The organism is Vibrio maritimus, from assembly GCF_021441885.1.
GTDB lineage: Bacteria > Pseudomonadota > Gammaproteobacteria > Enterobacterales > Vibrionaceae > Vibrio > Vibrio maritimus_B.
Genome location: NZ_CP090438.1, coordinates 536,355 through 556,599, shown reverse-complemented (window position 1 = coordinate 556,599; position 20,245 = coordinate 536,355). Strand labels below are relative to the sequence as shown.

The following is a 20,245-nucleotide window of genomic DNA, read 5'->3' as shown; positions in this document are numbered from 1 at the left end:
GGTGACGGTTTATTGGAGAAATGATGAAAGTTAGCGCTAGAGGAACCCTAGTCACTAACTTTCATTTGATTGAGAGAGGATTGATGGCGTGTTAAAGCTCTTCGTGCTTATGAACCAATCCCCAATCCGCGAGGATGGCGTAGGCCGAAGGAATCATGAATAGCACCAACGCTGTGGATGCAAAAATACCAAACACAATGGAGATAACCAGAGGCTGAATAACCTGAGCCTGCAGGCTGGTCTCGGTTAACAAAGGCAGCAAACCGGCAGCTGTGGTCATTGATGTCAAGAATACGGCTCTAAAGCGCTCACGACTCGCTTTCACCACAGAGTCATGTACAGAGTCGCCTTCATCAACGTGGTGACGTATGTACTGCACCAGCAAGATTGAGTCATTCACAACAATCCCCGCCAAAGACACAAAGCCCATAATACTTGGCATACTCATCGAGTGCCCTAGAAGTAAGTGTCCCCAAACCACGCCGATAAACGCAAGCGGTATTGCCAGCATCACCACAAACGGCTCTAGGTAGCTTCTGAACTGGTAGCTAAGAATGGTGAAGACGCCAAATAGCCCTAACAAAAATCCTTTAGCCATCGACGCGCCCGTCTCTGCGCTGTCTTTGGTTTCACCCTCAAAATCAAAACGCAATCCAGGATACTCTTTCTGGAGCTTAGCGACTTCTTCGGCTTGGAACTGTCTAATGATATCGGTGGAGCTCGCCTTGCTGGTATCAACGTCACCAAACACGCTGACCGTTCTCAGGCCATTGACGCGCTGGATGCGAACGTAATTTCGCTGAAAATCCAGAGTCGCGACCGATGCCAGCGGTACTTGCGAGCCGTCTGCTAAGAAAATCGGGAAGTTCGACAACTGCTGAATGTCGCCGATATCTTGCTTGTCGAGTTTCACTTCAATCTTGATGTTCTCAACGCCCACTTGGATCTCATCGGCGGTTTGACCAAAGAAGGCCGCACGCAACTGACTTGCGATCATCTGACCGTTCACCCCAAAGCTCTCAGCACCCGGGCGCAGTTTCACTAAGATCTCTTCTTTACCGAGGCGCATGTCATCGAGCACGCCGCTCACACCATCAAATTCATTCAGGTATTGTTGGATCTCCACCGATGCGGCTTTCAGCATGTCCAGATCGTCATGTGCAATGCGCACTTCAATCGCTCGACCACCCGGCCCCATCGTAGGCTGCTTGAAGACCATAGAGATTGGGTCAGCAAGCTCTCCCACATCCTCACGCCAAGCGTCTATAAACTCATCGATAAGCGTGTTTCGGATCTCTGCACTCAGCAGATCCAGTCTAACCGTCGCTATATGAGGACCCGACTCGTTGGCATCTTGGTTGGTGTTGAACTGGCTGGTGATCTGCTTGACTAGGGTTTCACCCCCTTCCATCTCTTCACTCCACTGCTTATTAAGCTTCTCAGCGGATAGAACGATTTTATCAACCACTCGCTCGGTCTGAGATAAAGATGCTCCCGGCGGCAGAATAATACGAGCTTCGGCAATGTCACCGTCCAATGCAGGGAATGGATTGAACTTCACCACACCACCAGCAAGTAGGCTGACCGAGATAAGCAGCGCTGCAAACACACTACCCATAAAGGCATAGCGATAAGAGACGACTTTATCTACCGCATTCACTAGCGTGGTATTTCTGAAGTGCTCAAAGCGCTCCAGCAGCACTCGTTTAAACTTCACAGGCTGCTTATCACGGTTGTGCTTATGCAGCGAGTGAGACAGGTGATTTGGCAGAATCAAGAAGGCTTCGACCAGACTTAGAGACAAGACAAGTATCAGCACTTGAGGCACAGCTCTAAGTACCGCCCCCATCTCTCCCTGCAAGAACAGCAAACTACCGAAGATACATACTGTGGTTAAGAAAGATGAGATAACACCAGGTAGCACCTTCTTAACGCCATTGATCACCGCATCATCAATTTTCTGCCCACGGTCTAAGTGCGCCTGAATAGACTCTGCGATCACGATGGCATCATCCATCATGATACCAATCGCCATCAGCAGCCCCACCAGAGACATGATGTTGATAGAGAGCCCGAGGTTCGCCATCAAGAACAGCCCACCAAGGAACGCCACCGGCAAGCCCGCAGCCACCCAGAATGAATAACGGAAACTAAAGAACAGCCACATGGTCGCGAACACTAGCAAGATACCTTGCCAGCCGTTTTTCACCATCATGGTCAGGCGGTCCCACAGTATAGATGACATATCATTGGTCATCTCAAGTGTGACCCCTTCAGGGGCTATTAGGCGCTGCGCTTCAACGAACTCCGTCACCTTCTCTTTCACACGTAGCGCGTCGTCTTCCTTGTTCTTGCTGATTTTGAGTACGGCAGAAGGCTTACCGTTAAACAGGACTTTTTGCTCATCCAGTTCGAATCTGTCGGTAATAGTGGCGACATCTTTGAGACGAATTAACGCACCACTTGAGCTAGAGCCGACAACGATCGACTCTAATTCTTGAGGTGTAATGCGCCTCTCATCAAAGCGAATCAAAAAGTTCTTATCTTCCGTTTCGACATTGCCGCTTGGCAGCTTAATGTTTTGATTACCAATCTGGGTCGCAATATCACCGATACTTAACCCAAGCTGACGCATGATTTGAGTATTCAGCTCAACGCGGTACTGGTGATCAGAAAAGCCACTGACATCAACGAGCGAAACACCGTAGTCGAGCTTGAGCGTGCGTTTTAGCTGCTCCGCATAGGCTTTTAATTCTGGCCAACTGGTCTCAGCGGTGATCGCCACATCGACCACAGGTTCGTTCCAGTCCAGCTCTTGCACGACAGGTGATTCAATCTCATCAGGAAAGTCGTTAATCGCGTTGATCTGGGTTTGAACATCCACCAGCATTCGGCCAATGTCGGCTTTTTCATCAAGCTTAAGGGTCAGTCTTGCGGAGCCTTCAATCGCTTCACACTTGGTCTCGACGATGTTTGAAAGGCCGTCAACGGCATCTTCCATACGTACACACAAGCTCTCTTCCACTTCTTGTGGAGAGGCGCCAGGGTAAGTGATCGCGGCCATGATGTAGGGAGGATCGAACTCAGGAAAGGTCTCACGCTTGATGGTCGACAGCGAGCTGATACCCAGTATCAGCAGCGCGAGCATCAATAGGTTTGCCGCTGTTGGGTGTTTGGAGAAAAATCGAATCATTGGGTGACCTCTTCAGCGCTGTGATCATCACTTTCACTATCGCGCAGTAGCATCCCCTCAATGGCAGGCAAGATATCGTTGAGGATCACTTTTTCACCCGCTTCAAGATCACCAGAAATGATCACCTGATTGTCACGGCGATATTCGACATTCACATCGCGCATTTCCAAACGATTTTCGGCGTTCATTAAATAGATTTTGTCACCATGCAAAGCACGCTCTGGGACAGACCAAGATTGCTGTTTTTGCCCTTCAATTGTTGCCTTCACAAACATGCCATTAACCAGCACAGGTGTACCCGCCAAGCCATTGCTGCTTGGTAGTTGAGACACCTCTAGGATCACCCCAGCGGTGGCTTGGTTGGCATCAACCGTTTCACTAACGCGCGCAACTTTTGCAGGCCAAGTCGCGGTTAGGTTGCCGCTACTGAGTTCAACCGTCGCTTGCAATTTATCAAGCTCGCCGCGCTCGGCTTGGTTTTCATCCCATGAGAGCGTGTCTGAAAGCAGCTGTAGATCATGGATGGACAGCTGAGCTTCTACTTCCATGACATCATTGAGGTGTGCGGTGACCATGGTTTGCTGTAAGTTAACCACCTGATTGATCTCAGCATCGACCTCTGAGATGCGCATCGTCATCGGCATTGTAATACGAGTTTTCTCCAGCGAACGCTGCGCTTCATCGGCTTTCGCTTGGTTCACCTTAACCAATGCCTCAGACACGCCACGCTCATCTGGCATCAGCGCCAGTTGGTTCTCAATCTCTTGTACTAGCTTCTTCTGTGACAACATGTTTTGCTGCTGAGTATCAACATCAGACTGTGAGGTCAGCCCGCGCTTGTTTAAGTCAACACGGCGCTGATATTCGTTTTCCGCCAGCTTCAAACGATTCATCTCAATCGACAGGGTCTGCTTTAGGTTGGTCTCTTCTTGATCAAGTCGCGCTAACTGGGTTTGGCTCGATTTCAGATCAGCAATGGCTTGAGATAGCTTGAGCTCATAATCTAAAGGGTCAATTCGAAGAATTTCTGTACCCGCCGCTATCACTGTGCCTTTCTCGAGATTCGGATGTTTATAGATAACCGCGCCTGTCACTTCAGCAATGGCTTGCCACTGTACCTTCGGCTCAGCACGGCCAAAACCAATCGCTACTGGCGCTGACATCTGTGGTTGTAGCGGCAAAATATCCACCACACGTGAGCGATCGCCTGCCGGTTTGGTTGGCACATCAGGACGTAGGTTAACAGCAGCGATTAACGCCACGACGCCCACTGCAAGTGCTGGAAAGAAAAGGAGTTTTTTGTTTATAGACTTCATAGAGTTACATTCTGTAATTAGGTTTGGTCACGCAGTAAACCACGTGAGAGCAGACGAATGTTGTGTTCTAACAGTTCATCAAGGAAAGATTCGGTTAACTCAATGCCGTGCAGTTGTAGCATGGCGGGCGGTGCCACAAACGGAAACACCATTAGAGCAATAAAAGAGACTTTACAGAGCTTTGGATTTACATCGCTGTGCAGATATCCCGCTTTTTTGAGCTTACCAAACATCAAATCATGGTCTGGCCTTCCCATATCGGTGAACACCTTTTCAAACAATCGTCGCTGCGTCGCTGAAGGCGGCATGTGCATGACTTGAGCGACCAATCTCGGAAACTGAGGGACTTTATTCATTTCATGGTAGTAAATACGCATGAACTCAAACAGATTACGATGATCGCTCTCGTTGAAAATGTCATCCATCTTCTTTTTCATCGGCATCATGGTTTCGCGAACCATAGTCTCAAAAAGACCTTCTTTGTTACCAAAGTAGTAGCGAATCATGGCAATATTGACGCCCGCCTTTTGAGCAATCAGACGTGTAGAGACTTTGTCATAAGGCATGACGACAAACAGTTCTCTCGCATGGGTAAGGAGCTTGTGCCTCGCATCCGTGCGCTCTTTGGGGCGACCGACTTTACGCGTGGTCTCAGTAGCGTTCGTCATACCAATCCTTACTTTTATTAATCATTGATTAATTGTAGAGTAAAGCTTGCTCAATCGGCGAACAGTTAAATTCATCAAATATTAATCATGTGATTAATTAAGCCCTCCTCTTACCTTGAATAAAAAGCGAACTGCTCCGATATCAATAAAAATTCAGATTAATCCTTGACGCATGAAGCTGAGTGCGGTACTAATCTTGTAACTTATTTTTGTGGAACGCATAACAGTGTCATTACGTTTTTCTCTACTCCTGAACCTCCTCCTTATCGTGAAAACATCGCGCGGGTAGGTTGTGGACGAAAAACACCACATAAAGAATTCCAAAAAACCCGCTTACACAAGCGGGTTTTTTTATATCGATTGAACTGGACGTAAACGATTAACCTGGAAAAAGAGGAAGCAAATATGAACGATCAGGTGATTATATTCGACACCACATTACGTGACGGCGAACAAGCACTTTCAGCAAGTCTAACAGTGAAAGAGAAGCTGCAAATTGCTTATGCGCTCGAACGTTTAGGTGTTGATGTTATCGAAGCTGGTTTCCCTATCTCCTCTCCGGGTGATTTTGAATCGGTGCAGACCATAGCGAAACACATTAAAGATAGCCGAGTGTGTGCTCTATCTCGAGCGGTAGCGAAAGACATTGATGCGGCAGCTGAAGCCTTAAAAGTGGCGGACGCATTCCGTATCCATACCTTCATTTCAACATCGACCGTCCACGTTCAAGACAAATTGCGCCGCAGCTACGACGATGTAGTTGAGATGGGCGTTAAAGCGGTTAAGCATGCGCGTAACTACACCGACGATGTTGAGTTCTCATGTGAAGATGCGGGTCGCACTCCTATAGATAACTTGTGTCGTATGGTGGAAGCGGCTATCGATGCTGGCGCTCGCACCATCAACATCCCAGACACAGTAGGCTACACCGTCCCAAATGAGTTCGGTGGCATCATCCAGACACTTTTCAATCGCGTTCCAAACATCGACAAAGCCATCATCTCTGTGCACTGTCACGATGATTTGGGGATGTCAGTGGCTAACTCAATCGCAGCCGTGCAAGCTGGTGCTCGTCAGATCGAAGGGACCATCAATGGTATCGGTGAACGTGCAGGTAACTGCTCGCTAGAAGAAATTGCGATGATCATCAAGACGCGTCAAGAGTTCTTAGGCGTTCACACCGGTCTTCAGCACCAAGAGATCCACCGCACCAGTAAGCTAGTGTCTCAGCTATGTAATATGCCGATTCAAGACAACAAGGCGATTGTTGGTGCCAACGCGTTCAGCCACTCCTCAGGCATCCACCAAGATGGCATGCTAAAGAATAAGAACACTTACGAGATCATGACCCCTGAGTCTATCGGTCTGAAGAACAAAGCACTGAACCTAACCAGCCGTTCTGGCCGCGCGGCCGTTAAGAGCCACATGGATGCAATGGGTTACAGTGAGCATGAGTACAACCTAGATACTTTGTATCAAGATTTCTTGAAGCTTGCGGATCGCAAAGGTCAGGTATTCGACTACGACCTAGAAGCATTAATGCACTTTGCAAACTTGCGCGAAGAAGACGACTTCTTTAAGTTGAACTACTTGAGCGTGCAATCAGGCAGCATCATGGCAACAACTAGTATCAAGATCCAGTGCGGTGACGAAGAGAAATGCGAAGCAGCGGTGGGCAATGGTCCAGTTGACGCACTTTACCAATGTATCTATCGCGTAACGGGTTATGACATTGTGCTAGACAAGTTTGATTTGACGGCGAAAGGCGAAGGTGAAGATGGTTTAGGTCAAGCGGATATCATCGCGAACTACAAAGGTCGCAAATATCACGGTACGGGTGTCTCAACCGACATCGTTGAGGCTTCAGGTCAGGCACTACTTCATGTTATCAATAGTATCCATCGCGCTGATCAAATCGAAGTGATGAAGCAGAAGAAAGTCGAAACGGTATAAGACAGATTACTTGGCTCCGCTCCTCGGTGGAGCCAAGCCAAAGATTCGTTTGCTCGCACAGCCGCGAGCAAACCTAAAAATATAAGCAAATACAACATTTAAGGAAATTAGCCCCATGGCAGGTACTTACAAGATTGCGGTTCTACCAGGTGACGGTATTGGTCCAGAAGTAATGGCTCAGGCTCATAAAGTGCTTGATGCAATTTCAGAGAAACACAACATTACCCTAGAGCGTGAAGAGTTTGATGTAGGTGGTATTGCCATTGATAACCACGGCTGCCCGCTTCCAGAAAGCACAGTTAAAGGCTGTGAAGAGTCGAATGCGATTCTATTTGGTTCGGTTGGCGGTCCTAAGTGGGAACACCTTCCACCAAATGATCAACCTGAACGTGGTGCGCTACTTCCACTTCGTAAACACTTCCAACTGTTCTGTAACCTGCGCCCTGCACAGATTCACGCAGGTCTGGAGGACTTCTCTCCACTGCGCGCTGATATCTCAGCAAAAGGCTTCGATATCGTGGTTGTTCGCGAGCTCACTGGTGGCATCTACTTCGGTCAGCCAAAAGGTCGTGAAGGCGAAGGCCCGACAGAGAAAGCGTTTGATACTGAGGTTTACCACCGCTACGAGATCGAGCGTATCGCTAAGATCGCGTTTGAATCTGCACGCCTTCGTAACAAGAACGTTTATTCAATCGACAAAGCGAACGTTCTACAGAGTTCTATCCTATGGCGTGAAGTGGTTGAAGAAATTGCGAAGGACTACCCAGATGTGACGCTTAACCACATGTACATCGATAACGCGACCATGCAGCTGATTAAAGACCCAGCGCAGTTTGACATTATGCTTTGCTCAAACATCTTCGGCGATATCATCTCTGATGAATGTGCGATGATCACAGGCTCTATGGGCATGTTGCCATCAGCAAGCCTAAACGAAAGTCAGTTTGGTCTTTACGAGCCAGCTGGCGGCAGTGCACCAGATATCGCAGGCAAGAACATCGCTAACCCGGTTGCTCAAATCCTTTCGGCTGCACTAATGCTACGTTACAGCTTAGGAGAAGAAGCGGCAGCGCAAGATATTGAAGCAGCCGTGAGCAAAGCCCTAGCAGCAGGTGAGCTTACTGCCGACCTAGCCGGTGACAAGCCAGCACTGAGCACCTCTGAGATGGGTGACAAGATCGCAGCGTACGTACTGAATTCATAATTAAAACACTGCCCTAGCCGATGGCCGTTCAATTCGGCTAGGGGAAGCAAGGAATTAAGCAATGTCTAAAACTCTATACGAAAAAGTCTACGACGCTCATGTTGCCGTCGAAGCAGAGGGCGAAAACCCAATTCTTTATATTGACCGTCACTTGGTTCACGAAGTGACTTCACCACAGGCTTTTGATGGCCTGCGTGAAAAAGGTCGTAAAGTACGCCAAGTAGGCAAAACGTTTGCCACTATGGACCACAACGTGTCAACCACGACCAAAGACATCAACGCCTCTGGTGAGATGGCGCGCATCCAAATGGAAACGCTATCGAAAAACTGTGAAGAGTTTGGTGTGACGCTTTATGACATCAACCACAAATACCAAGGCATCGTACACGTAATGGGCCCAGAGCTGGGCATTACGCTGCCAGCAATGACAATCGTATGTGGTGATTCTCATACCGCGACTCACGGTGCATTTGGCTCACTTGCCTTCGGTATCGGTACTTCAGAGGTTGAGCACGTTCTAGCGACGCAAACTCTTAAGCAATCTCGCGCCAAAACCATGAAGATTGAAGTGCAAGGCAAAGTGGCACCGGGCGTGACAGCGAAAGACATCGTTCTCGCGATCATCGGCGAAACAACAGCTGCGGGCGGCACTGGATACGTCGTTGAGTTCTGTGGTGAAGCCATCACTGACCTTTCCATGGAAGGTCGTATGACGGTATGTAACATGGCTATCGAGCTGGGCGCGAAAGCAGGCCTTATCGCACCCGATGAGACCACTTTTGAGTACCTAAAAGGCCGTAAATTCGCACCTCAAGGTGCTGAATGGGATGCTGCGGTTGAGTACTGGAAAACGTTCAAGACCGATGCTGACGCGACCTTCGATGCAGTAGTCACACTAAACGGTGCTGACATCAAACCTCAAGTCACTTGGGGCACCAACCCAGGTCAAGTTATCGCGGTTGATCAGCCAATTCCAGCACCAGAAAGTTTCGCCGATCCAGTAGAGAAAGCATCAGCCGAAAAAGCGCTGGCTTACATGGGTCTAGAGGCGGGCAAATCACTGAAAGATTACAAGGTAGACAAGGTATTTGTTGGCTCTTGTACTAACTCTCGTATCGAAGACATGCGTGCAGCGGCAGAGATTGCCAAAGGCCGTCAGGTTGCTTCTCACGTTCAAGCGTTGATCGTACCTGGCTCTGAGCAAGTGAAAGCCCAGGCAGAAGCGGAAGGTTTGGACGCTATCTTTAAGGATGCTGGCTTTGAATGGCGCCTACCGGGCTGCTCGATGTGTCTTGCGATGAACAACGACCGTTTAGGTCCACAAGAGCGCTGTGCATCGACCAGTAACCGTAACTTCGAAGGTCGCCAAGGTCGTGATGGTCGTACGCACCTAGTAAGCCCTGCGATGGCCGCTGCGGCCGCTATTGCTGGACATTTCGTTGATATCAGAGAGTTAGACTAAGGAGGAACATACCATGTCAGGATTTAAACAACACACCGGCTTAGTCGTCCCTCTTGATGCAGCCAACGTCGATACCGATGCAATTATCCCTAAGCAGTTCCTGCAAAAGGTAACTCGTACGGGTTTTGGTCAGCACCTATTTCACGACTGGCGCTTCCTAGACGATGCGGGCAAACAAGATAACCCAGAATTTGTCATGAACGCGCCTCGTTACCAAGGTGCCAGCATTCTGCTTGCTCGCGAAAACTTCGGTTGTGGTTCATCTCGTGAGCACGCCCCTTGGGCACTGGCGGACTATGGCATCCAAGTCATGATTGCACCAAGTTTCGCTGACATCTTCTACGGCAACTCTATCAATAACCAAATGGTACCGGTTCGTCTAACTGAACAAGAAGTTGATGAGCTATTTAGCTATGTTGAGGCCAATGAGGGCGCGGAAATCACCGTCGATCTAGAAGCGATGAAAGTGACTGCAAATGGTCAATCTTATAGCTTTGAGATCGATGAATTCCGCCGTCATTGCCTACTGAACGGCCTAGACAACATCGGTCTAACGCTTCAGCACGAAGAGAAGATTGCGGCTTATGAAGCGAAGATCCCAAGCTTCTTAAAATAATCTGCTAACGAATTAGTTGAACTATCCAATCCCAGCCCTACTTTCTTAAGTAAGGCTGGGATTTTTTTATATCGTTTGTCACTACACTGAAAGAACTCGGCTCTGAGTCGGGTCTGTTGGATTAATCACTTAACGGAATGGATATTCGCTATGCTACGTGTTCTCTCTTTGGTTTTTCTCATGTTTGCCACCAGTGCTTTTGCGGCACCAAAATCTGAGCTTTGGTCGTATTGGGATAAAAGTAATGACAGCAACACGCAAAGTGTTTCGCACCAAGCATGGCAGAGCTTTCTAGACCGATACTTGGTCACTGAAGGCGAGAATACCCTAGTGCGCTATGTCCGCGTTTCTCCCAACGATAAGCAAGCGCTCAAAACCTATATTAGTGATCTAGCTCGAATCGACCCAAGACAACTTAGCCGCGCTGAGCAGTACGCCTACTGGGTGAACCTCTACAACGCCATCACGGTTGATTTGATCCTAGATGAGTACCCTGTGAAATCCATCACTAAACTTGGCGGCTTATTTAGCTTTGGCCCATGGGGTGATGAGGTGATTACTATTACAGGGCAAACTCTTACCTTGAACGATATTGAGCACCGCATCCTGCGCCCGATTTGGAACGATCCTAGAACACATTATGCGGTCAACTGTGCCAGCCTAGGTTGCCCGAATCTGCAAACCCAGGCATTCACGGCCAATAACACCGAAGCACTGCTAGAAAGTGCTGCCAATACTTTTGTGAACTCATCGAAAGGCGCTAGCATTTTAGGAAATACCATCACTTTGTCGTCGATTTATGAATGGTTTGAGGCAGACTTTGTGCAGGATGGTGGTGCATTGAAGCATATGGCGAAGTATCGCCCTGATCTTGCCAGTTTCGATGGCAAGATCAAATACGATTACGATTGGGACTTAAACAAGAAGTAAGGGTTAAAAGCTTGAGCCTGGCTGTTTTAAGAATTCAATCTCTTCTACGGTAGACTCCCTACCTAAAATCTCATTTCGGTGAGGGTATCGTCCGAAGCGTTCAATAATCGCTTTGTGGCGATACTCAAATTCCAGGTTGTTTTCGATTCCATTGCTTTTAAACAGATGTACCGCTTCCTCATGTATTTTCAACGATTCGCTGTGCATGTAGGGCATATAAAGAAAGGTGCGCTGTTCAACTGAAAGTATTTCGTCAGCGCCGCTCAAGACAGCCTCTTGTGCCAATGCCAAAGCCATAGGATCTGAAGCAAAAGACTCGGGCCTACCTCTATGCAGGTTTCGAGAAAACTGATCGAGCACAATCACTTCTGCAAGCCTGCCTTCAGCCGATGAGCGCCAGCGATAAAGCTCTCCTTGGCGCGCTTGTTCATGAAGCGCTCCAAACCTCTGAGCAATCACCTCATCCAGTGCTTTGTCCCCAGAAAACCAATCCTTTGGCGATAACTCTTGAAACCAAAAATCGAGTACATCCTTGTCCGTTAGCATTACTTGAATCCTTTCACTTTTTTGATGAGATCATAAGCGTTTTGGATCTCTTGAGATTTCTCTTTCGCCATGTTCATCATCTCTGGCGGCAGACCTTTCGCCATGAGTTTATCTGGGTGGTGCTCGTTCATTAACTTACGATAAGCTCGTTTAACAGCTTTGGCATCCGCATCTTCAGAAATCCCGAGAACATCATAGGCATCAGAGAGCTGTGACGCACTGCTTGCTTGTTGCCAACTGCCACCACTTTGCTGTCCACCTTGATAGTGACCCCCACCAAAGTTGCCACCGCCCTGTTGGAAGCGAAACGCAGCTTCTTGCATACGCAGGCGCTGCTCGAGTTGTTGCGCCGAAAAACCAAGGCCTTGTGCTATGCGGTGCAGTACTTCGCGCTCTGTTGGGTGAACACTGCCATCTGCGAACGCAGCTGAGATTTGAAGCTCTAGAAAGAACTGCAAAAGGTCATGGCGACCGCCAGATGAAATACGTACTTTATCTAGAACTCGCTCAAGCGGAAAATCCGCAGATTTACCCTCACGGAAGGCCTCTTGTGCGGCACGTTTTTGCTCGCTGTTGAGGTTCATGCGATCCATCATGATGGTGGCAAGCTGGATCTCTTCGCGTGTTACCTGACCTTTCGCCTTCGCCACATGGCCCATTACAGCGTACGCTGCATTAAGAAACTCTTCTTGGCGCTGCGCCTGATCTGCGCCACCAAAACCGCCACGTGCGAAACCGGACTGATTTAAACGTCGAGCTTTGTCAAACTGATGCCCTAAAAACAAGCCAAACAGCGCCCCTAACGGTCCGCCAAACAACATGCCGAAAAATACGCCTAAAATTTTACCTATCATGTGATGTATGTGCTCTTTATTTATGAATTTTTGCGCTGATTCGCAGTCTACTAGTGTCGTTGAGGTCAATTTCCTTTATGATAGAGACCGTCTTATAAACGATTCAATATCAATCGAATTCAACTGAATGAATCAAGTTAAACAGGATAGTACAACTCGATGTCACGTTTTTCCCGCACCTATCTAGCGGCCTCTATTGGTGCTGCGCTGCTAGCGTCTTACGCACATGCCGAAGAAACATCGAAAAACAGTGGGCAACCTATGCCACCAGCAGAGCAATGCTCCGTTGATACTGCACAAAGTTCAGATTCCAATCAAGAGCCAATCAACATTGAAGCGGACTCTTTAGAAGCGATCAATGGACAAAGAGCCACGTACAAAGGCGATGTTGTTGTTATTCAGGGCAACAAAACCATTACTGCGGACAGTGTTACCCTGCACCAAGACGACAATGTTGTCGTCGCAGAAGGCAACGTCACCTTGGATGACGGCCAGTTTAATGCGGTGTCTGACAAAATCACCAACGATCTAAACAAAGACGAGATCACTGCCGAAAACACCCAGTATAAGATGCTATGTGGCGGCGGACGTGGTGATGCGGTGTATATTTCTAAGACTGGCAAATCCATGTACCAGATTAGTGATGGTTCGATTACCACTTGTCCTGAAGACGATAACTCTTGGCGCTTCCTTGCCGATGACATCAAAGTTGACCAAGAGAAAGAAACTGCAACACTGTACGGAAGCCGTGTAGAAGTCAAAGACGTGCCGATTTTTTATATGCCGTATATGACTATGCCGACCAGCAACAAACGAAAAACTGGTGTCTTATTCCCTTCAGTGTCGCTTGGTTCAAAGAACGGTTTAGAACTGCAAATTCCAGTTTATTGGAACCTTGCTCCTAATTATGACTTGCTTACCACATTCCATTACATGCAATCACGTGGTTTGCAGTTAAAGGGCGATTTCCGCTATTTGACGGAGACAAGCGGCGGAACCTTTAAAGGCGAATATCTAGCTGACGACCAAAAATATCCTGAAAAAGATCAACGTTGGGCGTTTCAGTACAAGAATAACAGTGCCTTTAATCAGCACTGGAGACTCGACTTAGACTACTCACAAGTCAGCGATAATGACTACTTCCAAGATCTTGACTCAAGTATTGGTAGTCGTTCTGAAGGTCAGCTGTCTCAAAAAGGAACGGTTGCCTATCGCGAAGAGTTTTGGGATGCATCTCTTACTGTACAAGACTTCCAGATCTTGGTTGATGATACCAACCCATATCAGTTGATGCCTCAGTTTGAATTCAACTACTACCGACCAGAGATATATAAGCATCTAAACTTTGACTTTATCAGTCATGTCTCACGCTTTGAGACCGAAGACCAAGACAAGCCTTCGGCAACGCGCCTTCATTTAGAGCCTGGGGTAGTCTTGCCACTCTCAAATACTTGGGGTACCTGGACGACTGAAGCGCGTTATATGCTAACGCAATACGATCAAAACATTGATGGCTTAAACCTAACTGAACTCGGTCCACTCGAGGAGCGCGTCACTAGGACCCTGCCTGAATTTAGAACTCATGCGGGTATGGTATTTGAGCGTGATACCGCGCTTTTCAACGGCTACACTCAAACTCTCGAGCCACAGGTTCAGTATCTATACGTTCCAGAAGTCGATCAAAGCAACATCTATAATTACGATACAACCCTACTTCAGACCGATTACTACGGCTTGTTCCGAAGTCGTCGTTTTAGTGGCGTAGATAAAATCGCTGCTGCCAACCAAATAAGCTACGGTGCGACGTCTCGTTTCTATGATGGTGGACAAAAAGAACGCCTAGCAATCTCATTTGGTCAGATCTACTACCTAGATCCGGCGAGTAAGAATCCAAACAACGTATCTGACGCAGATTCGTCAAATTACTCTTCATGGGCTATTGAGACCGATTTTAACTACGATGATCGTGTCTTTTATCACGGCGGAATCCAGTACGATATCGACTCCTCGTCAGTGTCATTAGCAAACAGTGCCATTGAGTATCGAGTCGACGATGACTTCATTCAAGCCAACTATCGCTACGTTACCAAGGAATACATCGAGAGTATCAATGCCTACAGCAATGATGAACTTTCTAAGCTGACAAGAAATGGTATTAACCAAGTTGGTCTAATGGGTGGGTATAAAATCAACCGAAACTGGATCGCCACAGGTCAATACTATTACGACATGACCGAAAGAGTATCGATCGAATGGCTAGCAAAACTGGAGTACCACTCCGATTGTTGGTATTTTGGGCTCGACTACAGCCGCCAACTGCGTAGCTGGGAATCTGGGATCGTCGGCATCGGTGGTGCCAACTTTGAAGACAACGTTCGATTTAACTTTGGTATCACAGGTCTAGGTGGCAGTTCGAAAGCACCTGAGCCGCCAAATGGCAATGCGCTGAAATACGGTCGACCGTTTATACTTAACGAATAGAACGTACGTGGCTCACACCAAGACATCACGCAAGGAACTTAATTCACTTCACAGACTCTCAGTCTGTGAAGTTTTTCACTGGGAATATCGATGAAATTTATTAGTACACTTTTTTCAACCTGTTTATTGGCCGTACTGTCGTTTCAAGTCACAGCCGAGCCTGTTGAGCTCGATCGCGTGCGCGTTATTGTTAATGACGGGGTGATTTTGCAGAGCGATATCGACTCAGCGACCAAAACTCTGACCGCGAACGCTCGTAAGAACAATCAAGAGCTGCCGTCTGATGATATCTTGCTAGAGCAAATTCTAGATAAACTCATCCTAGAGAAACTTCAGCTTCAAGAGGCTGATCGTATTGGTGTTCGTATCGACGATAACCGTCTCTCTCAATCTCTTTCTGATATCGCAGCAAACAATGAACAAACTCTCGATCAGCTTCGTCAAACGGTTGCCGCTGAAGGGCTGTCTTGGGAAGCGTTCCGTGAACAGATTCGTGACGAAATTGCCGCAAGCGAAGCGCGCAATGCCATGGTAAGACAGCGCATCAATATTCTACCAGCAGAAGTGGACAATCTATCTGAGCTTCTCGCTAAAGAGAGCGACGCTACGGTGACCTACAAAATCCGCCACATTCAGCTTCGCTTCAATGATGGTGAAGACAAGAGCGTCCAAGAGAAGCAAGCCGAAACGATTATCGATCGCCTGAACAAAGGTGAAGACTTCGCAACATTGGCTTATACCTTCTCGAAAGGCCCTAAAGCACTGGAAGGTGGTGACTGGGGCTGGATGCGTAAAGAGGAAATGCCAACCATTTTCGCTGATCAAATCAATATGCAAACCAAAGGCACTGTGATTGGTCCATTCAGAAGTGGTGTTGGTTTCCACATTCTGAAAATTGAAGATGTTAAAGGACTAGAGACAGTTTCTGTCACTGAAGTTAACGCTCGTCATATCTTAATCAAGCCTACTGTCATTCTTAGTGATGAAGGGGTGAAGCGCCAACTTAACGAAATCATTCAAAAGGTTCAGTCTGGTGAGGCAAGCTTTGCTGAAATGGCAGAGCAGTTCAGTCAAGACCCGGGTTCTGCAGTGCAAGGCGGCGAGCTTGGTTATCAAACGCCAGAGCTTTATGTTCCTGAGTTCAAACATCAGGTCGAAACACTGCCCGTTAACCAGATCAGCGAACCGTTCAAGACCGTTCACGGCTGGCACATCGTCGAAGTCCTAGATCGACGCGATGTGGATAAGACAGGTTCTGCGATGCAAAACCGTGCTTATCGTATCTTGTTCAATCGTAAGTTTAACGAGGAAGCGTCTGCTTGGATCCAAGAACTGCGAGCAAGTGCCTTCGTCGAAATGGTGATCGATGAGGACGAAGAGAATGCAACCAATTAAGCGCGTTATTGTTACGGCAGGCGAGCCTGCAGGAATAGGTCCTGACTTAGCGGTCGCACTATCGCAAAAGGAATGGCCACATCAAGTGGTCATTTGCGCCGACAAATCTTTGATCGCAGAACGCGCACAGCAGCTCGGTATAAGCGTCGAACTCACTGATTTCGATCCACAGAATTTCGATTCTCATACACCTGGTCGATTGGTTATTTTGCATGAACCACTTGCAGTGCCTGCGAAAGCAGGTGTTCTGGATGAGCGAAACGGGCAATACGTATTAAATACCCTAGAAAAAGCCGCAAAAGGCTGTATGAAAGGTGAATTTGATGCTATTGTCACCGGCCCTGTGCACAAAGGGGTGATCAATCGCGCTGGCGTTAGCTTTAGTGGCCATACAGAGTTCTTTGCCGAGGTATCAAATACACCACTTGTGGTGATGATGCTCGCAACGGAAGGGTTAAGAACTGCACTGGTTACGACTCACCTTCCCTTATCGGAAGTGCCTAATGCCATCACCGAAGATCGCGTAACGCGAATCGTCGACATACTGCACCATGATTTGGTCACCAAGTTTGGTATCAAGACACCAAACATCTATGTCTGCGGCCTAAACCCTCACGCGGGTGAAGATGGCTGCCTAGGAATGGAAGAGATTGAAACCATCACTCCTACCCTAGAAAAACTTCGCACAGAGAAAAATTATCAGCTTGTTGGCCCATTACCCGCCGACACGATATTTAATGACAAATACTTACGCGAAGCGGATGCTGTCTTAGGCATGTATCACGATCAAGTACTCCCTGTATTGAAATACAAAGGCTTTGGTCGTTCAGTAAACATCACACTTGGTCTACCTTTTATAAGGACATCGGTTGATCATGGCACCGCGATTGATCTTGCTGGCACAGGCCAAGCAGACTTTGGCAGCTTTGAGACAGCGCTGGCGTACGCAATAGACTTAGTAGAGAGCAGACAATGAGAAATGATGTCCATTTAGGGCACAAGGCCAGAAAACGCTTTGGTCAGAACTTCCTGAACGATCCTTACATTATCGATGGCATCGTATCCTCGATTAACCCAAAACCGGGTCAAAACCTCGTTGAGATCGGTCCTGGTCTTGGTGCTATCACTGAGCCAGTGGGCAAAGAAGTCGATAAGTTCACGGTAATCGAGCTAGACCGTGACTTGGCGGAGCGTCTGCGTAATCACCCAGATCTAGCCGATAAATTGACGATTCACGAAGGCGACGCGATGCGTTTTGACTTCACCCAGCTGGTGAAGCCAAACAACAAACTGCGTATCTTCGGTAACCTGCCATATAACATCTCTACACCTTTGATGTTCCACTTGTTTGAATTCCATAAAGACATTCAAGATATGCACTTTATGCTTCAAAAAGAAGTGGTTAACCGTCTAGCTGCAGGGCCAGGTAGCAAAGCTTATGGGCGTCTGACGGTCATGGCACAATACTACTGCAAAGTGGTCCCCGTACTTGAAGTGCCGCCAACGGCATTCGTACCGCCGCCAAAAGTAGACTCTGCAGTTGTGCGTCTCGTACCTTACGAAGAACTGCCTTACCCAGCAACCAGCCTTAAGTGGCTTGATCGTGTGTGTCGCGAAGGCTTTAACCAACGTCGTAAAACCGTGCGCAACTGTTATAAAGCACTGATGTCTGCAGAAATCTTGGAAGAGCTTGGTGTGAATCCATCAATGCGACCAGAGAACCTGACACTGCAACAGTTTGTTGACATGGCGAACTGGCTCGACGCCAACCATGGTTAATACAAATCAATAATAGAAAAAACGCTCACTAGCTTGCTATTGAGCGTTTTTTTTGTCATATCTGATGGATGAACACCATAAGCTGCCAGGAGAGAGACATGGAGTCGACTACGCCATGCGTAAAATGCCAAGTACATACTAAGTACGTAGAAGAGCAATCCGATCCAGACAACAATCGTTATGTGTTTGCCTACATCATTACCATCAAAAATCTCAGCCAAGAAACCGTGCAACTCATCAGTCGTCGCTGGCTCATTACCGACGCCAACGGCAAACAACTTACCGTAGAAGGTGAAGGTGTTGTGGGTCAGCAGCCTGTAATCGAAAAAAATGACGAATACACCTATACCAGTGGCACGGCCATCGAAACACCGCTAGGCGTCATGCAAGGTCACTACATCATGCTTGACGAAGCCGGCAAAGAGTTTATCGCGGAGATCGAGCCCTTTCGCCTCGCTATCCCCAATATTTTGAATTAAGGAACACTGTGGCAAATTATATTGTCGGAGACATTCAAGGCTGTCTTGATGAACTGCACCTTCTTTTATCGAGCGCTCAATTCAACCCCGAGCACGACACTGTTTGGTTCGCTGGCGACCTTGTTGCTAGGGGACCAAAGTCACTGGAGACTTTGAGGTTTGTGCGCTCCTTAGGGTTATCAGCAAAGGTATGCCTTGGAAACCACGACCTTCACCTTCTAGCGGTATCATTAGGTATTCACAAAGCGAAGCCAAAAGACAAAACCCTACCTATTCTAGATGCTCTTGACCGTGACGAGCTGCTTGATTGGTTGAGACATCATCCACTTCTGCTCGAACACGATGAGTTTGTGGTGTGCCATGCTGGTGTCTCACCACAATGGACGCTAGAGCAAGCGAGGGCCTGTGCAGCAGAGGTCGAGACGGAACTGAAAGGCGCTAACTGGAAAAAGCTGATCAAAAAGATGTACAGTAATGAACCGGATCTGTGGTCAGAGTCACTCTCAGGCATAGAGCGTTTTCGTTACACCATTAATGCATTCACTAGAATGCGATTTTGCTTCCCTGACGGGCGTTTGGATATGGGGTGTAAACTGCCACCAAACGATGTCAACGCAAATGAGTATATTCCTTGGTTTCAATTGCCCGAGCGACAACCACTCGGCAAAGCGGTTTTATTCGGGCATTGGGCAGCGCTCGGAGGATACGTGAGCGATGAGGTCATAGGTCTAGATACCGGATGTGTTTGGGGTGGCGCACTGACCATGATTCGTTGGGAAGACAAAAAGCTATTCAGCCAACAAGCTCTTTAATCTATCGATAGAATATAAAACCATTGACTCCAAAGCCTGCTAGCTTTGGAGTCAATATCAGCATTAACGCTCTAAAATGACAAACTCCATGTCATAAGCGTTTTTCTCATCAGAGCTATAGTGCTCGCTATGAGTCTGTTTCCAGCCCTCTCCCCATTCCGGGAACTGAGTGTCACCATCAATCTCAGCATTAATATGGGTTAGATAGAGTTTATGTGCCATTGGCAGGCAATGGGTATAGAAGCTCCCTCCACCAATGATCATGGCCTCTTCAACACCACTAACCAGCAATAGTGCCTCATCCAATGAAGTCACAGTATCGACGCCTTCAATCTCAAGCTCAGCATTACGACTCACCACGATATTGCGACGACCAGGTAGTGGGCGACCAATCGACTCATAGGTTTTACGGCCCATGATGACGGGCTTTCCCATGGTACAACGTTTGAACCAAGCGAAATCCGCAGGCAAATGCCAAGGCATCTGATTGTCTTTGCCAATAGTTCGATTGTTTGCCATCGCGGCTATCATACTGATGATCATGAAAATACGTTCCT

At 47.7% G+C, this 20,245-nt stretch carries 17 protein-coding genes; 11 read left to right on the top strand and 6 right to left on the bottom strand.

Annotation, left to right across the window (positions count from 1 at the left end):
* Window positions 1-91: 91 nt before the first annotated feature.
* Genes LY387_RS02520 through LY387_RS02510 form a run of 3 tightly spaced genes read right to left on the bottom strand, consistent with a single transcriptional unit; the run spans window position 92 to window position 5,177 of the window.
* Complete coding sequence (locus LY387_RS02520) at window positions 92-3,193, bottom strand: efflux RND transporter permease subunit (protein WP_234495208.1); 3,102 nt, start codon at window positions 3,191-3,193, stop codon at window positions 92-94.
* On the bottom strand, window positions 3,190-4,509 hold the full coding sequence (locus LY387_RS02515; RefSeq protein ID WP_234495207.1) for an efflux RND transporter periplasmic adaptor subunit: 1,320 nt from the start codon (window positions 4,507-4,509) through the stop codon (window positions 3,190-3,192). The genes LY387_RS02520 and LY387_RS02515 overlap by 4 nt, the downstream gene beginning before the upstream one ends.
* A gap of 17 nt (window positions 4,510-4,526) precedes the next feature.
* Window positions 4,527-5,177, bottom strand: a complete 651-nt coding sequence (locus LY387_RS02510) for a TetR/AcrR family transcriptional regulator (RefSeq protein ID WP_042473471.1) — start codon at window positions 5,175-5,177, stop codon at window positions 4,527-4,529.
* 405 nt (window positions 5,178-5,582) lie between these two features.
* Between LY387_RS02510 and leuA the strand changes: the two genes are divergently transcribed.
* The 5 genes from leuA to LY387_RS02485 all read left to right on the top strand — a co-directional run bounded on the left by leuA (window position 5,583) and on the right by LY387_RS02485 (window position 11,342).
* Window positions 5,583-7,130 (top strand): 2-isopropylmalate synthase, encoded by a 1,548-nt coding sequence (leuA, locus tag LY387_RS02505; protein ID WP_128648798.1) that lies wholly within the window; start codon window positions 5,583-5,585, stop codon window positions 7,128-7,130.
* A 115-nt stretch (window positions 7,131-7,245) separates the two neighbouring features.
* The gene (gene leuB / locus LY387_RS02500; RefSeq protein WP_234495206.1) at window positions 7,246-8,334 is read left to right on the top strand and encodes a 3-isopropylmalate dehydrogenase; all 1,089 of its coding nucleotides are present in this window, start codon (window positions 7,246-7,248) and stop codon (window positions 8,332-8,334) included.
* A 61-nt stretch (window positions 8,335-8,395) separates the two neighbouring features.
* Window positions 8,396-9,796, top strand: a complete 1,401-nt coding sequence (gene leuC / locus LY387_RS02495; protein WP_234495205.1) for a 3-isopropylmalate dehydratase large subunit — start codon at window positions 8,396-8,398, stop codon at window positions 9,794-9,796.
* A 13-nt stretch (window positions 9,797-9,809) separates the two neighbouring features.
* The gene (gene leuD / locus LY387_RS02490) at window positions 9,810-10,412 is read left to right on the top strand and encodes a 3-isopropylmalate dehydratase small subunit (RefSeq protein WP_042473468.1); all 603 of its coding nucleotides are present in this window, start codon (window positions 9,810-9,812) and stop codon (window positions 10,410-10,412) included.
* Between the two features lie 150 nt (window positions 10,413-10,562).
* Entirely contained in the window at window positions 10,563-11,342 is a 780-nt protein-coding gene (locus LY387_RS02485; protein WP_234495204.1) for a DUF547 domain-containing protein, read from the top strand.
* A 3-nt stretch (window positions 11,343-11,345) separates the two neighbouring features.
* Here the strand turns inward: LY387_RS02485 and LY387_RS02480 are convergent, their stop codons facing one another.
* On the bottom strand, window positions 11,346-11,888 hold the full coding sequence (locus LY387_RS02480; protein WP_234495203.1) for a DUF924 family protein: 543 nt from the start codon (window positions 11,886-11,888) through the stop codon (window positions 11,346-11,348).
* Window positions 11,888-12,742, bottom strand: a complete 855-nt coding sequence (gene djlA / locus LY387_RS02475; RefSeq protein ID WP_128648797.1) for a co-chaperone DjlA — start codon at window positions 12,740-12,742, stop codon at window positions 11,888-11,890. Before djlA ends, LY387_RS02480 begins: the two co-directional genes overlap by 1 nt.
* A gap of 159 nt (window positions 12,743-12,901) precedes the next feature.
* On the opposite strand from djlA, the gene lptD reads away from it, so the two are divergent.
* From lptD to LY387_RS02445, 6 genes are all read left to right on the top strand, one after another.
* Entirely contained in the window at window positions 12,902-15,223 is a 2,322-nt protein-coding gene (gene lptD, locus LY387_RS02470) for an LPS assembly protein LptD (RefSeq protein WP_234495202.1), read from the top strand.
* Between the two features lie 90 nt (window positions 15,224-15,313).
* Window positions 15,314-16,618: a peptidylprolyl isomerase SurA gene (gene surA, locus LY387_RS02465; protein WP_128648796.1), complete on the top strand. Its 1,305-nt coding sequence runs from the start codon at window positions 15,314-15,316 to the stop codon at window positions 16,616-16,618.
* On the top strand, window positions 16,605-17,594 hold the full coding sequence (pdxA, locus tag LY387_RS02460) for a 4-hydroxythreonine-4-phosphate dehydrogenase PdxA (protein WP_234495201.1): 990 nt from the start codon (window positions 16,605-16,607) through the stop codon (window positions 17,592-17,594). Before surA ends, pdxA begins: the two co-directional genes overlap by 14 nt.
* Complete coding sequence (rsmA, locus tag LY387_RS02455) at window positions 17,591-18,397, top strand: 16S rRNA (adenine(1518)-N(6)/adenine(1519)-N(6))-dimethyltransferase RsmA (RefSeq protein ID WP_234495200.1); 807 nt, start codon at window positions 17,591-17,593, stop codon at window positions 18,395-18,397. The genes pdxA and rsmA overlap by 4 nt, the downstream gene beginning before the upstream one ends.
* Window positions 18,398-18,495: 98 nt before the next feature.
* On the top strand, window positions 18,496-18,876 hold the full coding sequence (gene apaG / locus LY387_RS02450) for a Co2+/Mg2+ efflux protein ApaG (protein ID WP_234495199.1): 381 nt from the start codon (window positions 18,496-18,498) through the stop codon (window positions 18,874-18,876).
* Between the two features lie 8 nt (window positions 18,877-18,884).
* Window positions 18,885-19,688 (top strand): symmetrical bis(5'-nucleosyl)-tetraphosphatase, encoded by an 804-nt coding sequence (locus tag LY387_RS02445; protein WP_234495198.1) that lies wholly within the window; start codon window positions 18,885-18,887, stop codon window positions 19,686-19,688.
* A 63-nt stretch (window positions 19,689-19,751) separates the two neighbouring features.
* Here the strand turns inward: LY387_RS02445 and folA are convergent, their stop codons facing one another.
* Window positions 19,752-20,231 carry a type 3 dihydrofolate reductase gene (gene folA, locus LY387_RS02440; protein WP_234495197.1) on the bottom strand — a complete coding sequence of 160 codons (480 nt, stop codon included), beginning with the start codon at window positions 20,229-20,231 and terminating at the stop codon, window positions 19,752-19,754.
* Window positions 20,232-20,245 lie beyond the last annotated feature (14 nt).